Origin of the sequence: Pseudomonas sp. UBA3149 (assembly GCF_002364655.1) — a bacterium.
In the GTDB taxonomy this organism is placed as follows: Bacteria; Pseudomonadota; Gammaproteobacteria; order Pseudomonadales; family Pseudomonadaceae; genus Chryseomonas; species Chryseomonas luteola.
In genome coordinates this window covers 91,923-104,816 of sequence record NZ_DEYV01000003.1, presented here as the reverse complement: position 1 = coordinate 104,816, position 12,894 = coordinate 91,923, and the positions used below count along the sequence as shown (strand labels likewise).

The following is a 12,894-nucleotide window of genomic DNA, read 5'->3' as shown; positions in this document are numbered from 1 at the left end:
CTACTTCAGACCTTCCTTAACGGCTGCCTTGGCCATATAGCGCTCAATGAGCGTGCAGGCCTGTTCGTTTAGATCAAGCAGTTCAGGCAGGAATACGCGTAGCTCGGGATGCTGACGAGCTTCCTCTTCCAAAACGCAATAGGCCTCGATGATGGACGCTTGAGTCCGCAAGGTTTGGCTGACCTTTTTCATAGGGATCTACTTGACTGATGTGGCTGCGTTGTCGGTCGGGATCAGAAAAACTTTATACCTTTCGTCGTTTGACGACCGGCGCGAGTGGCAAACCGTCTGGTGATGACTTATAGCCTTCATAATTCCGTGTTATCAACGATGCCTGTCTGCAGAGCTGCTTGGGGAGGCATGTTCATGGCAGTGTTCAAACGCTATCTGACAGTGGGGCCTATCGTTTCGTTGATCAGTGTTTCGACGATACTGATCGTGGCCAGTGCACCGAGTCATCTCTATCATTTTTCGGCACTGGCATTGTCTGGCCTTATCGGGATTATGGTTGGAGTGACAGCGCTTGTGATGACGGCCCGTTACATCTATACCCACCTTTAATCTGCTGTAAAAGGTTCGGATGACCGGCATAAACAACGGGTGGATTTATACCTCCAAAGCCTGGTGCTAATGGCTATAAATGGAGGAGTCTGTATGAGCAATACGCCTTTAACTGCACAAGGCTCTGATCCTGTGGTGCCGGACGATGCGGGCATTGGCAGTGACGTATTCGATCCACTGCGTCCCGATATCATTCCTGATAATCCGCTTGGTGATGATGAGGTAGATCATCCGCTGTAACGCAACACAGTTATCGAAAACCCGGCTAATGCCGGGTTTTCTTTTGGCGAGCCGTTTTCACTGCTTATTTCCGAGCACCGCAGCACATAAGCGAAACGAAAAGGGAACCCTAGGTGGTAGTGCTTGGGTCGAAGCGCGAATGAATGACACCCACCAGTGTCATACCGCTTTCGAATGCTTCTTGAATCGCCGCATGGTTTACTTGAGGCAGTAATTTCAATCCATCAAAGGAACGTCAGATGAGCATCGACCTTAACGCAGGACGCCTGCCCGATGAGCATACCCTGGTCAACCTACCGCGCCTGGTGTCGCGCTATTACAGTGAACGGCCCAACCCTGATGATCCGGCGCAGCAGGTTTCATTTGGTACATCCGGGCATCGCGGTTCATCGCTGAAGGTCAGCTTCAATGAGTGGCACATCCTGGCAACTACCCAGGCTATTTGTGATTACCGAAAAGAGCAGGTCGTAAATGGTCCGCTCTTTGTCGGCATGGATACCCATGCACTGTCCGAACCTGCCTTTGTTTCAGCACTGGAAGTGCTGGCTGCCAATGGTGTTGAGACCAGTATCGATGCAGGCTGTGCTGAGACCCAGGGCGAGCCCGGCTATACGCCAACGCCCGCCATCTCCAATGCCATTCTCGAATACAACAAAGGCCGCACCAGCGGCCTGGCTGACGGTATTGTCATTACGCCTTCACACAATCCGCCTGCCGATGGTGGATTCAAATACAACCCCACCAATGGTGGTCCGGCCGATACCAACGTAACCAAGTGGATTCAGGAGCGTGCGAATGCGCTGCTCAAGGCAGGATTGAAGGGCGTGGAGCGCATGGACTATGCCCGTGCGTTGAAAGCGCCAACGACGCAGCGATTCGACTTTATCGAAAGCTATGTGGGTGGCCTTGATCAGGTCATCGATATCGAAGCCATCAAGCATTCGGGCCTTAAGTTTGGCGTGGATCCTCTGGGCGGGGCAGGCGTGCACTACTGGACGCGCATTGCCGAGCGTTTTGGTTTGCCGCTTGAAGTCCTGTCGACCCGTATCGATCCTACCTTCCGCTTCATGCGCCTGGATTGGGATGGCAAGATCCGTATGGACTGCAGCTCGCCCCATGCAATGGCTGGATTGATTGAAAACAAGGACCGTTTCGATGTGTCCTTTGCCTGTGATACCGACCATGACCGCCACGGTATCGTGTCGCGTTCGACCGGGCTGCTCAATCCCAACCATTACTTGGCGGTAGCGATCGAATACCTCTTTACTCACCGTCCCGAGTGGAGCGCTCACGCGGGTATCGGTAAAACACTGGTGTCGTCTTCCATGATCGACCGTGTGGCTCAGGGTATCGATCGGAAGGTCGTCGAGGTGCCAGTGGGCTTCAAGTGGTTCGTGGATGGCCTCATGGATGGAAGCCTTGGTTTTGGTGGTGAGGAGTCCGCAGGCGCATCCTTCCTGCGCAAGACTGGCGGTGCGTGGTCGACCGATAAGGACGGCATCATCCTGGGACTGCTGGCGGCTGAAATCACGGCGGTTACTGGCAAGGATCCTGGTGAGCGTTATCAGGCCCTGACCGAGCGGTTTGGTTCGCCGGTGTATCAGCGTATCGATGCTGCAGCTGATCGCGAGCAGAAAGCCAAGCTAGGCAAGCTCTCCGCTTCACAGGTAACTGCCAGCGAGCTGGCCGGTCAGCCGATTACACAGATCCTGACCGAGGCGCCTGGCAATGGTGCAGCGATCGGTGGCCTCAAAGTTGTGACTGAAAAAGGCTGGTTTGCTGCACGTCCTTCCGGTACTGAAGACGTCTACAAAATCTATGCTGAGAGCTTTGAGGGCGAAGCGCACCTCAAGCGCATCCAGGAAGAGGCCAAAGCACTGGTCGATAGCGTCTTGGCAGGTTGATCAAAGGCTACCTGGGTAAAAAGTCCTAGGCAGCCTTCTCTCCCTATAGGCCCGCAGGCGTCTGAAATAGAAGTCAGCTGCCTGCTCTCAAAGCGACCTGGATAGGCTAGATGACCTAGCGCTTCAGTTCGTTGAGCATCTCGTCCAGGCTGCGATGAAACGAGCTGCGCTCCCCGGCACTGATGAAGCCTTGCTGGCGAGCCAGGGCTGCTACGTTGGTTTCCACTTCCTTGATTTGCTGTTCGTAATGCTGCTGTTTGGCCTTGGTAATCGAGCCTTTTTGGGTATTGATAAGGCTACGTACAGCCTGTGCCTTGGCCCCGACGGCATCCTGTTCCTGGGTATTCGCTTCCAGCCCATCAGCCGTAGGGTAACCTTCGAGTCCTGTTCCTTTTATTAGCTGCCACAGCGCTTCTTCAGGTGTATAGCGGCCATGCAGTGCAGGCACCTTCCGGTCTGCGAAAGGGGCAAGGTCCACCGTGACAGGGCAACCGGTACTATGAGCCAGCTGCTGTAATGCTTCATCCAAACGCTGAGACGGATAATTAAAATCAGTGGCCTCTCGCTGGCAGGCCGCCTGAGCAACTTGGCACGCCAAGCCAAGAGTCATTAATCCAGACAGGAAAATCTTCATGGTTTCCTACGCAGTAGATAGAAAAATAGAGTCTTGCCTACTTCCATCCCTAAAGGCAAAGCCTGACGTCTTAACGCGAGGAGATTCTCCAATCTTCACTGTGCAGCTGATAGGCCGCAGGCGCTGTCGAAGGGTTCATGGCAAAATGATCATATAACCCGATGATCAGGATTCACGCCCTCCTTGCTTACTCTCTCCAGGCTCGCCTCGTTATTCACGCCCAAGCGATGGCTGGGCGGACTGTTCATCAAATTTTTTGTCAGTCTGTTCGTGATCTCTGGTTCTTCTACAGTTGCAATCATCGGCTTCGGTACCTGGAAAAGTCAGGTTGAGCTTAAAGAGGCGCTAAGTGAAGATAAATTGCACGACCGTGTTGCGGTAGAGGGCAGGGTGGTGGCTGAGCTGTTGCAAGCCGCCGCTACGCCTGAACGCTGCCAGGCACTGCTTGAATTGTTGGTCCATCGTGTCTTTGGTTCTGGTGTATTAACAGGCAAGGCTGGTAATAGTTTTAGCCAGTCTCTTGGGAAGGGGCGTCTTGCAGCGCTGTACCGCAATGAGCAGGGGCTGCAATGTCATTACCCCGCCAAACTGACGGAGCCGCTTCAAGCCAGAATGCAGACAGTTAGCCGCCAGGGTAACAGTATCAAGGTTGAAAGCGATGAGACGCGTACGGCCAGTGATATCTGGTTTAGCACGGCGGTTGCTCAGATACCACAAGAGGCGGATAGGCTTGTTCTGGGTATGGAAGGGTTTGATCCATGGAAGGCCTTCTGGGCGGATACGAGCCGTCAGTTCGGTTGGCTTTGGCCCTACATGCTGATCAGCAATTGCTGCACGGCCCTGCTGCTGGCTTTCTTCCTGCTAAATAGAATTCGTCATGCCGAGCAGGTAGCCAATACTTGGGCTCAGGGCCAACTCGATATGCGTATCAACGATGAGGGACATGATGAATTTGGCCGGCTGGCCCAGCGATTCGATCATATGGCTGATGCGGTAGCAGGTGTGATTGAGGTCAAGCAGGCTATCGCTGCGCAGGATGAGCGCAGTCGGTTGGCCCGCGAACTGCACGATACCGCAAAGCAGCGGTGCTTCGCCCTAGGGCTGCAGCTCAGCCTCTTACGCCGCCTGTGCAGTACCCATCCCGAGCAGAGCAAGCTGGCCAACTCATCACTCAAGCTTGTTGAGCATCTTCAACGAGACATGCGCGATGTCATCCATCGCCTCTCGGCGCCTACGGTGGCTGAGCTAGGTCTGGATAGCGCCTTGAAGCAGAATCTGGCAAACCTCCTTGAAGGCAGCACCATTGAGTGGTCTGTCGATATTCAAGAAGAGGTGATGCACCGGCTACAGGAAGAAGATGCGGTTGCAACTGAGCTGCTCCTGATTGCCAGCGAAGGGGCAACCAACACACTTCGACATGCCAACGCCTCGCATCTATGGATATCCCTCGTTCGTCAGGAGGAGCGGTTTGTTCTTAAAATCGAGGACGATGGTCAAGGCTTTCATCCAGGGCACACCAGCTCGGGAATGGGCCTAGGCAATATGCGTCAAAGAGCCCATTGGCTTTTGGAAGGGCGTATTGATATTCGCAGCGAGCCCGGCCAGGGAACCACCGTTGAAGTCTCCTTTAAGCCCACAGAAGGGTAATGATGAAAACCACCGTGTTGCTGGTTGATGACCATGCCATTGTCAGACAGGGTATCCGCAGTCTGCTCGACATTACCGGCGAGTTCGATGTGATAGGCGAGGCGGGAGATGGGCAGACAGCGATTGAGCTCGCTCAGGCGTCCAAGCCTGAGCTTGTCTTGCTGGATTTGATGATGCCAGGGTTGAGCGGTGTGGAAACCATCAAGCGACTGCTGGAGGTAAGTCCGGGTAGCCAGATAGCTGTCCTGAGTTCTACCGAAGAAGATGAGTTGGCCTTTGCTGCCATCGAGGCAGGCGCTCAGTCCTTTCTGGTCAAGACGATGCTGGGTGATGAGCTGATTGATATGATCCGCCGGATCGCGCGAGGTGAGGTCATTATTCATCCCTTTATCGCCTCGAAGCTTCTCAAGGTGGTCAGGGGAATTCGCGAGCCCAAGGTTGATCCCTTCAAGGAACTGACCGAGCGTGAACTTGATGTGCTTCGCGAGCTTGCTTCAGGGGGCAGTAACGTGCGCATTGCTACTGCACTGAATATTAGTGAGAAAACAGTGAAGTCCCATATTAGCAGCCTGCTCTCCAAACTCGACTTGGCTGATCGTACAGAAGCCGTTGCCTTCGCCTGGAAGCAAGGATTGATGGCGCATCATGGGTCCTGAAAGCGCAGTCTAGTAAAGGCCCAGCCCGGTATTCGGCCGGGCCTTTGTTTATCAGATACCACCCAACACTCTGTACAACTCGATGCGATTTTCCTCCGCGATTTGACGGGCATTGATCAGCGATTTCTGGGCGTTGTAGAGCGTACGTTGCGCATCAAGCGCATTCAGAAAGGTGTCAATGCCCCGTCTATAGCGTGCATCGGAGAGCTGATAGCTTTCGCTGGCAGCCTCCAGCAGGGCCGCCTGCGCAGAAAGCTGTTCCTCCAGGGTGCCGCGCCTGGCCAGCGCGTCAGCCACTTCACGAAAAGCGGTCTGGATGCTTTGCTCATAGTCAGCGACGTAATAGTCCCGCTGGGCCTTGCTGTAGTTCAGGTTGGCTGTGTTGGCGCCACCGGTAAAGATCGGGATGCTAACAGAGGGCATGAACGACCAGACCTTGTTGGCGCTTGAAAACAGCGATGACAGCCCGTTACTGCTCAAGCCTACGGAGGAGGTAAGGCTCAGCTGCGGAAAGAATGCTGCCCGAGCAGCCCCGATATTGGCATTGGCTGCCAACAGGTTGTGTTCGGCCTGAAGCACATCCGGGCGCCTGAGCAGGACATCGGAAGACAGTCCAGGCGAGACCTCTGCAAACAGGGGTTTATCTGCTTCCAAGGGTTGGGGTAGCACCGCATCGTCCAGGGTCTGTCCGACCAGCAGTTCCAGTGCATTGCGGTCCTGAGCGACAAGCGTCCGGTAGTTAGCAATATCCGCGCGTGCCTGTTCATAGATCGTCTGGGCCTGCCGCAAGTCTACGCGGGAGGCGATGCCTACCGAGAGTCTCCCCTGGATCAGGTTGACCGTGCGGCCGGCACTTTCCAGCGTTTCCTCCGAGATCCTCAGTTGCGCCCGGTCAGACGCGAGCGTCAGGTAGGCATTGGCTGTTTCGGCAGTCAAACTGATATAGGTGGCGCGGGAAGCCTCTTCTGTAGCCAGCAAACTCTGCTGCGCTGATTCGGACAGGCTCCGCACGCGTCCAAACAAATCCAGCTCGTAGGCGCTAAGCCCAACGCTTGCCGAAACACTTTTGCTATAGACGGTCTGTTTTTGGCCCAACGTTTCAACCTGAGTACGGGAGCGTGAAGCATTGGCGCTGGCGTTTAAATGGGGCCAGAGTTCGGAGCGCTGCAGACGATATTGCGCCCGAGCCGACTCGATATTGGCCGCCGCTTTGCGCAGGTCCCGGTTATTGGCTAGCGCAAGTGTTATAACGGATCGTAGATCGGCATCCAGCACAAGCGCTTCCCAGGTGGTTGGCACAAAGGCTTGCACAGAGGGCGTGTGGCCAGTTCCCTGCGGCCACGTCGAAGGAACCGGGGCGGCGGGGCGCTCATAAGTGGGAGCGAGAGTGCAGCCAAGCAGAGCCATCGGTATGAGCAGCGCTAAACATCTTAGGCGCATCACGGTGTCTCCTGCTAAGTGGATGGGGTCTTGCTCTTCTGGAAGCGGATAGCGAGGCCGCGGACGAGCACGAAAAACAGCGGTACGAAAAAGATCGCAAGCACCGTTGCAGTAAGCGTGCCGCCAATGATGCCGGTGCCGATGGAGATGCGGCTGTTGGCGCCTGCACCGGTAGCAACGGCCAGGGGCAGCACACCTGCCATGAAGGCCAGCGAGGTCATGACAATCGGGCGAAGTCTCAAGCGAGCACCCTCAAGCGCAGCATTCCAAATAGAAAGCCCGCGCTGCTCGGCCGCCTCGGCAAACTCGACGATCAGAATAGCGTTCTTGGAAGCCAGGCCAATGGTGGTAATGAGCGCAACCTGGAAAAACACATCGTTTTCCAGCCCTCGCAAGGTAGCCGCGAGAATGGTGCCGACAATACCCAGCGGAATGACCATGAGCACCGAGAAGGGAATCGACCAGCTGTTATACAGGGCCGCCAGACAGAGAAAGACAATCAGGATGGACAGGGCATAGAGGCGAATGGCCTGTCCACTGGATTCGCGCTCCTGGTAGGACAGGTCACTCCAGGCAAAGGTCGTACCCTGGGGCAACTGGCTGGCCAAACGCTCCATGGTGTCCATGGCTTCACCCGAGCTGACACCCGGAGCACCCTGACCCTGAATCGCGTATGAGGCAAGGCCGTTAAAGCGTTCAAGGTTGTCCGGGCCGCGCTCCCAATGCGTAGTGGCAAAGGCCGAGAAAGGTGTCATCGCGTTGGACTGACCACGCACATACCACTGGTACAAATCATCAGGCTGCGAGCGAAACGGGGCGTCACCCTGCATGTACACCCGCTTGACGCGACCCCGGTCGATAAAGTCATTGATATAGGTACTGCCCCAGGCGGCACTTAACGTCGAGTTGATATCACTCAACGCTAGCCCGCTGGAAACCGCCTTGGATTGATCAATGTCGATTTTGAGCTGTGGAGTTTCTTCCAGGCCGCTTGGGCGAACGGCTGCCAGGGACGGCTCTGCTGCGGCCAGCCCTAACAGCTGATTACGAAAGCCCAGGAGCTGAGCACGGTCCGTTGTGGCTGATGCCTGTAGCTGGAACGTGAAGCCAGCCGATTGGCCCAGGCCCTGGATCGCAGGTGGCGTCAGGGCGTAGATCTGCGCATCGCGGGAACGGTAAAAGGTGGCCATGGCGCGGTTGGAAATACTATCGGCCCGGTCTTTTTCATCGGTGCGCTCGCTCCAATCTTTAAGGGCAACAAACGCAAGGCCTGTGTTCTGGCCGCTTCCGCCAAAGCCAAATCCGACAATGGTAAAAATTGCTTTGGTGTTGTCCTTTTCGGTTTCCAGATAGTGGCGCTCAATGGTCTTGCCAACCTCCAGACTGCGCTTCTGGGAGGCGCCGACCGGCAAGGTAAACTGCACCATGTTCGAGCCCTGGTCTTCGGTAGGTAGAAAGCCGCTGGGTAAACGCAGATACAGCACAACCAGCACAGCACCCAGGCATCCATAAATGAGCATGAACCGTACCGGGCGTTTGAGTACGCCCGTTACCCCATGCTCATAGCGGTTGAGGTTCTTGTTGAAGGTGCGGTTGAACCAGCCAAAGAAACCAGACTGCGCCTGATGCTCGGCTGGCTTGAGTAATGTTGCGCACAGGGCGGGTGTGAGTGTCAGTGCAATAAACACCGACAGCACCATAGACGCTACGATAGTGATGGAAAACTGCCGATAGATAACCCCTGTCGACCCGCCAAAGAAAGCCATGGGTAGAAAAACGGCAGACAGCACCATGGCAATCCCGATCAACGCACTGTTGATCTCCGTCATTGACTCCATGGTGGCGTCAAGGGCAGACAGCTTGCGCTCCGTCATCAAGCGCTCAACGTTTTCCACCACCACAATAGTGTCGTCTACCAGAAGGCCAATGGACAGCACCACGCCAAACAGGGTGAGCGTATTGATGGAATATCCTGCAATCCATAGCACGCCGAATGTGCCCAACAGCACCACCGGAACGGAAATCGCCGGGATAAGGGTTGCGCGCCAGCTCTGCAGGAAAATGAACATCACCACGACGACAAGGGCAATGGCCTCGAAGAGTGTCTTGATGACCTCATGAACTGAAAGCTTGATAAATTCCGTGCTGTCGAGCGGGAATTCCAGGTGGTAGCCTTCAGGAAAGTTACTGGACAGCTCCTGTGCCAGCGCCTTTACGCCTTCGGCTGTAGAAAGTGCATTGCTTCCAGGTGCAAGCTTCACTGCAAGTCCTGCAGCAGCATGGCCGTTCAAGCGAGTGACAATGCCGTAACTCTCACTGCCCAGCTCCACCCGAGCCACATCGCCCAAATGCACATGCGCGCCTGACGAATCGCTCTTCAAGATGATGTCCCGGAACTGCTGGGGTGTACGCAGTCGCGATTGTGCGGTGACGGTGGCGTTGAGCTCCTGATCCGGTGGAGAAGGCAATCCGCCAATCTGCCCAGCAGAAACCTGAGTGTTCTGTGCCTGCACAGCGGCAGTGATGTCAGAGGGCATCAATCCATAGGTGGCCAGCTTCGAAGGATCAAGCCATATGCGCATGGCATATTCAGAGCCGAATATTTGCACATCGCCTACACCAGCAACCCGTGAGATAGGGTCCTGCAGGTTGCTGGCCATGTAGTCGGAAATATCCGTAGAGGATGAACGATCCGTGTCGTCGTACAGGGCCATGATGAGCAGGAAATCATTCTGCGCCTTGGTCACCGAGACGCCTTGCCGCTGCACCTCGGAGGGAAGACGCGTAAGTGCCTGCTGAACCTTGTTCTGGACCTGGATCTGGGCGTTATCGGGATCGATGCCCTGGTTGAAGGTCACCGTAATGCTGGTTCGTCCTGTGGAGCTGCTGCTGGAGGAAAATGACTGAAGGCCATCCAGCCCCTTGAGTTGCTGTTCAAGGATTTGCGTAACGCTGTTCTCCATGGTCTCGGCCGAGGCGCCGGAGTAGGAGGCACTGACTGAAATGGCTGGGGGAGCCACATCCGGGTATTGGGCGATAGGCAGAGTACGTATCGCCAAGAGGCCAAAAAGCATGATGACGATACTGATAACCCAGGCGAAGACCGGACGCTTGATAAAGAAATGTGCAAACATCGGTTACTGTCCCTGCTGCGTGGCGCGAGCCTCACCGGAACCTGCCGGTTTGAACTCAACCGCATGCACCGTCGCCCCTGCCTTGACCTTGCCGGTGCCTTCAACGATGAGGCGATCGCCTTCCGCCAATCCGCTTTGAATCAGCCAACTGCTACCAATAGCCTGGGTTGTAACCACTTCACGTGCTTCAACCGTGTTGTTGGCGTTTACAACCAGGGCCATGCCATTGCCTTTCGCATCTCGGGTAATGCCTCGTTGAGGCGCAAGGAGTCCCTGAGGCGCAACGGCCTCCTGCAAGAGGGCTCTCACATACATGCCGGGCAGAAGAAGCCCTTCAGCGTTAGGGAAAAGCGCGCGAAGCGTGACAGAGCCGGTCTCCTGATCCACGGCAACCTCTGCAAATTTCAACACTCCCGAATGTTGATAGAGCGAGCCGTCCTCCAAGCGAAGGCTGACATCAGTGCTGCCAGCGGCGACGCCATTGCCCAAGGCCTTCTTGAGCCTGAGCAGCGCGGCGCTGGATTGAGTGATGTCCACATAGATAGGGTCCAGCGTACGGATAACTGCCAACGCGGTCTCCTGATTGGCTGTTACCAGAGCACCCGGGGTGATGCTGCTCTTGCTGATCCGCCCAGCAATAGGCGCCGTAATCTGCGTGAAATTCAGGTCGATCTGTGCAGACTCAACCGCCGCCTTGCGCTCGGCAATGGTAGCCAGAGCTTGCTGATAGCTGGCCTTGGCATCGTCTGCTTCCTGCTGGGAGACGGCTTCGATCTTGATCAGATCGCTGTAACGTTCGGCTTTAAGCTTGGCGGCCTGCAACGTGGCCTGAGCATTCGCCAGCGAGGCCTTGGCCTGGTTTAGCGAGGCACGGTAGGGCGCCTGTTCGATTCGGTAAAGCACCTGCCCTGCCTTGACGAGTGTTCCCTCTTCAAAGGTGCGCTGTGTAATGATGCCTGACACCTGTGGACGAACCTCAGCCTCCATATGGGCCACGGTTCTGCCGTTAAGCTCGGCAACCAGGGGGACAGGTTGTGACTTCAGCGTTACCACTGCCACCTCAACCGGCGGTGCTGCAGGTGGCTGGGTAGGCGCTTCAGGTTTGCAGGCGGCTAGCCACAGCACAGCCAGATACAGAAAGGCTTTCGATTTCATGTGTAGACGCACACTTTTCCAAACTAAAAATGTGCGCCAAGGTAGCGGCTGGGAAGAGGGGAGACACCCGCCTTATGGATGATTTGACCTCCGCCTTAAGTCTACCCTCAGGCTTTTAAAAAACAGTTCACACCGCCAGTCGGCATGACTTACCTATAGGCGAGCGGCTGGTTGATACCCCTACTGGGGCTTTGAGCCAAGCTGGAAAAAGCCAAATAGTGGCTTTAGATGCTGCATGCTTATGACATGGAGCGTTGGCATAAGCATCTGTGTAAGCGAAGGGGTATGAACTGAATCTCGTTTCTTCTGCTTGAAAATTAAACCTACCTGTAATAGACGCGCTCCATGCGAATCGAGTAATGTCTGAGCTCGATTTGCTCCCGCAGCCGTGCCGCCCTGTGCATGACGTATAACTCGCTTATACCGTCACTGCTCCCTGGAAAGCCCCGCTCTAGAAAGGAAAATGGAAATGACAAGGAAGGTTAGGCGTCAGATGTGTTCAGTATGTTATGCGTCACGTGACGTCTAATAGTAGTTAGGGTTTGCCATGAAAATTGTGCACGATAACAGGGCTGACGAGATTCTAAGAATCGAACATCTGTTATACGGAGCTAACTATGCGGTTTGGTTAAATCTGTATGGCCCATTGGACACAGACTTAAGCATTGAGCAAGTCATACAGAAGCACATATCTAAAAGCGCTAAAATCGCAAATATTCAGACTTTAACGCCAAATAATGCAAGATCTGAAATCCTAGAGTCTTTATGTTACCTAGGCGACAGCAGTTCTGGCCCAATAAATCTGGCAGAAAAACAGCAAGAAGTAATAGAGCTTTCTAACGTGTTGTTTTCTCGCGCAGGCCTACATGAGGCAAGCATTGTCTGCTCCTTTTCTTTCACAGAGGGGCACCCTGCATATCCAGTTTACTGGGATTTCTCATTTGACATTCACTCACAAGGTAAGCGTTGGATTTTCCTAGGGAGCAGCAGTGATTAACGCCCTAACAACTGGTTCAAATCGTTCGCTACGCTCACTGGGACGGGCTAAAGCCCGTCCGATAACCAAGCGTTAGGGCTAGTCATGGAAGCTATAGTTGCGCAGGAGGATGGCTTAGTTCTGAGCATTACTTCTTGCCAAGAATCAGGAAATGAAATAATCAGCGTCAGGCTTGAAGGTACTAAATTTCATGCCGAAATCACGACTGGAAATGAGCCGTCTGCAGAAGAGTCAGGCCAGTTAGCACACTTTCTTGCTAATGCGGCGTCTGTAAAAACAGGTCAGTCACTCGAATGGCTCTCATCTTGCCAAGATCTGCGCTTTACAGTCAGCTCAGAGCCTGAATTCGAAAATCATATTTTCCTTCGAATTTATATCGGTTCAAATTCTAATGACGAGTGCGACTGGCAAATAAATGCCGCTCTTTTGCTAAGGCCTGAACAGCTATACCATTTCGCCCTTGCTGTTCCTTTACCTCAGCAATAAAGCCCTAACAAATGGTTCAAACTGTTCGCTTCGCTCACTG

At 54.5% G+C, this 12,894-nt stretch carries 12 protein-coding genes; 7 read left to right on the top strand and 5 right to left on the bottom strand.

All coding sequences use genetic code 11. From position 1 onward, the window contains the following. Complete coding sequence (locus B3729_RS01480) at positions 1 to 192, bottom strand: hypothetical protein (RefSeq protein ID WP_286786862.1); 192 nt, start codon at positions 190 to 192, stop codon at positions 1 to 3. A gap of 174 nt (positions 193 to 366) precedes the next feature. On the opposite strand from B3729_RS01480, the gene B3729_RS01475 reads away from it, so the two are divergent. From B3729_RS01475 to pgm, 3 genes are all read left to right on the top strand, one after another. After that, entirely contained in the window at positions 367 to 561 is a 195-nt protein-coding gene (locus B3729_RS01475; RefSeq protein WP_286786861.1) for a hypothetical protein, read from the top strand. Positions 562 to 654: 93 nt separating this feature from the next. Further along, positions 655 to 801: a hypothetical protein gene (locus B3729_RS01470; RefSeq protein WP_167517187.1), complete on the top strand. Its 147-nt coding sequence runs from the start codon at positions 655 to 657 to the stop codon at positions 799 to 801. 239 nt (positions 802 to 1,040) lie between these two features. Beyond that, complete coding sequence (gene pgm, locus B3729_RS01465) at positions 1,041 to 2,705, top strand: phosphoglucomutase (alpha-D-glucose-1,6-bisphosphate-dependent) (protein WP_286786860.1); 1,665 nt, start codon at positions 1,041 to 1,043, stop codon at positions 2,703 to 2,705. A 115-nt stretch (positions 2,706 to 2,820) separates the two neighbouring features. Here the strand turns inward: pgm and B3729_RS01460 are convergent, their stop codons facing one another. Beyond that, the gene (locus tag B3729_RS01460) at positions 2,821 to 3,339 is read right to left on the bottom strand and encodes an STN domain-containing protein (RefSeq protein ID WP_286786859.1); all 519 of its coding nucleotides are present in this window, start codon (positions 3,337 to 3,339) and stop codon (positions 2,821 to 2,823) included. Between the two features lie 183 nt (positions 3,340 to 3,522). On the opposite strand from B3729_RS01460, the gene B3729_RS01455 reads away from it, so the two are divergent. Both B3729_RS01455 and B3729_RS01450 read left to right on the top strand, forming a co-directional pair. Beyond that, positions 3,523 to 4,986, top strand: a complete 1,464-nt coding sequence (locus tag B3729_RS01455; RefSeq protein WP_286786858.1) for a HAMP domain-containing sensor histidine kinase — start codon at positions 3,523 to 3,525, stop codon at positions 4,984 to 4,986. 2 nt (positions 4,987 to 4,988) lie between these two features. Then, a complete protein-coding gene (locus B3729_RS01450; protein WP_286786857.1) occupies positions 4,989 to 5,642 on the top strand; it encodes a response regulator in 654 nt (217 codons plus the stop codon). Between the two features lie 51 nt (positions 5,643 to 5,693). Here the strand turns inward: B3729_RS01450 and B3729_RS01445 are convergent, their stop codons facing one another. From B3729_RS01445 to B3729_RS01435, 3 genes are read right to left on the bottom strand one after another with little or no spacing between them, the layout of a single operon-like run. Continuing rightward, positions 5,694 to 7,082 carry an efflux transporter outer membrane subunit gene (locus B3729_RS01445; protein WP_286786856.1) on the bottom strand — a complete coding sequence of 463 codons (1,389 nt, stop codon included), beginning with the start codon at positions 7,080 to 7,082 and terminating at the stop codon, positions 5,694 to 5,696. 14 nt (positions 7,083 to 7,096) lie between these two features. Further along, positions 7,097 to 10,216, bottom strand: a complete 3,120-nt coding sequence (locus B3729_RS01440) for an efflux RND transporter permease subunit (protein WP_286786855.1) — start codon at positions 10,214 to 10,216, stop codon at positions 7,097 to 7,099. A 3-nt stretch (positions 10,217 to 10,219) separates the two neighbouring features. Next, positions 10,220 to 11,371 (bottom strand): efflux RND transporter periplasmic adaptor subunit, encoded by a 1,152-nt coding sequence (locus tag B3729_RS01435; protein ID WP_286786854.1) that lies wholly within the window; start codon positions 11,369 to 11,371, stop codon positions 10,220 to 10,222. A gap of 547 nt (positions 11,372 to 11,918) precedes the next feature. Between B3729_RS01435 and B3729_RS01430 the strand changes: the two genes are divergently transcribed. Both B3729_RS01430 and B3729_RS01425 read left to right on the top strand, forming a co-directional pair. After that, positions 11,919 to 12,368: a hypothetical protein gene (locus B3729_RS01430; protein WP_286786853.1), complete on the top strand. Its 450-nt coding sequence runs from the start codon at positions 11,919 to 11,921 to the stop codon at positions 12,366 to 12,368. 84 nt (positions 12,369 to 12,452) lie between these two features. Then, the gene (locus B3729_RS01425) at positions 12,453 to 12,854 is read left to right on the top strand and encodes a hypothetical protein (protein WP_286786852.1); all 402 of its coding nucleotides are present in this window, start codon (positions 12,453 to 12,455) and stop codon (positions 12,852 to 12,854) included. Positions 12,855 to 12,894: the final 40 nt, after the last annotated feature.

Bases quoted from the DNA above. Each gene is read 5' to 3' on its own strand.
- B3729_RS01480 (WP_286786862.1), bottom strand. From the start codon at position 192: ATGAAAAAGGTCAGCCAAACCTTGCGGACTCAAGCGTCCATCATCGAG.
- B3729_RS01475 (WP_286786861.1), top strand. From the start codon at position 367: ATGGCAGTGTTCAAACGCTATCTGACAGTGGGGCCTATCGTTTCGTTG.
- B3729_RS01470 (WP_167517187.1), top strand. From the start codon at position 655: ATGAGCAATACGCCTTTAACTGCACAAGGCTCTGATCCTGTGGTGCCG.
- pgm (WP_286786860.1), top strand. From the start codon at position 1,041: ATGAGCATCGACCTTAACGCAGGACGCCTGCCCGATGAGCATACCCTG.
- B3729_RS01460 (WP_286786859.1), bottom strand. From the start codon at position 3,339: ATGAAGATTTTCCTGTCTGGATTAATGACTCTTGGCTTGGCGTGCCAA.
- B3729_RS01450 (WP_286786857.1), top strand. From the start codon at position 4,989: ATGAAAACCACCGTGTTGCTGGTTGATGACCATGCCATTGTCAGACAG.
- B3729_RS01445 (WP_286786856.1), bottom strand. From the start codon at position 7,082: ATGCGCCTAAGATGTTTAGCGCTGCTCATACCGATGGCTCTGCTTGGC.
- B3729_RS01440 (WP_286786855.1), bottom strand. From the start codon at position 10,216: ATGTTTGCACATTTCTTTATCAAGCGTCCGGTCTTCGCCTGGGTTATC.
- B3729_RS01435 (WP_286786854.1), bottom strand. From the start codon at position 11,371: ATGAAATCGAAAGCCTTTCTGTATCTGGCTGTGCTGTGGCTAGCCGCC.
- B3729_RS01430 (WP_286786853.1), top strand. From the start codon at position 11,919: ATGAAAATTGTGCACGATAACAGGGCTGACGAGATTCTAAGAATCGAA.
- B3729_RS01425 (WP_286786852.1), top strand. From the start codon at position 12,453: ATGGAAGCTATAGTTGCGCAGGAGGATGGCTTAGTTCTGAGCATTACT.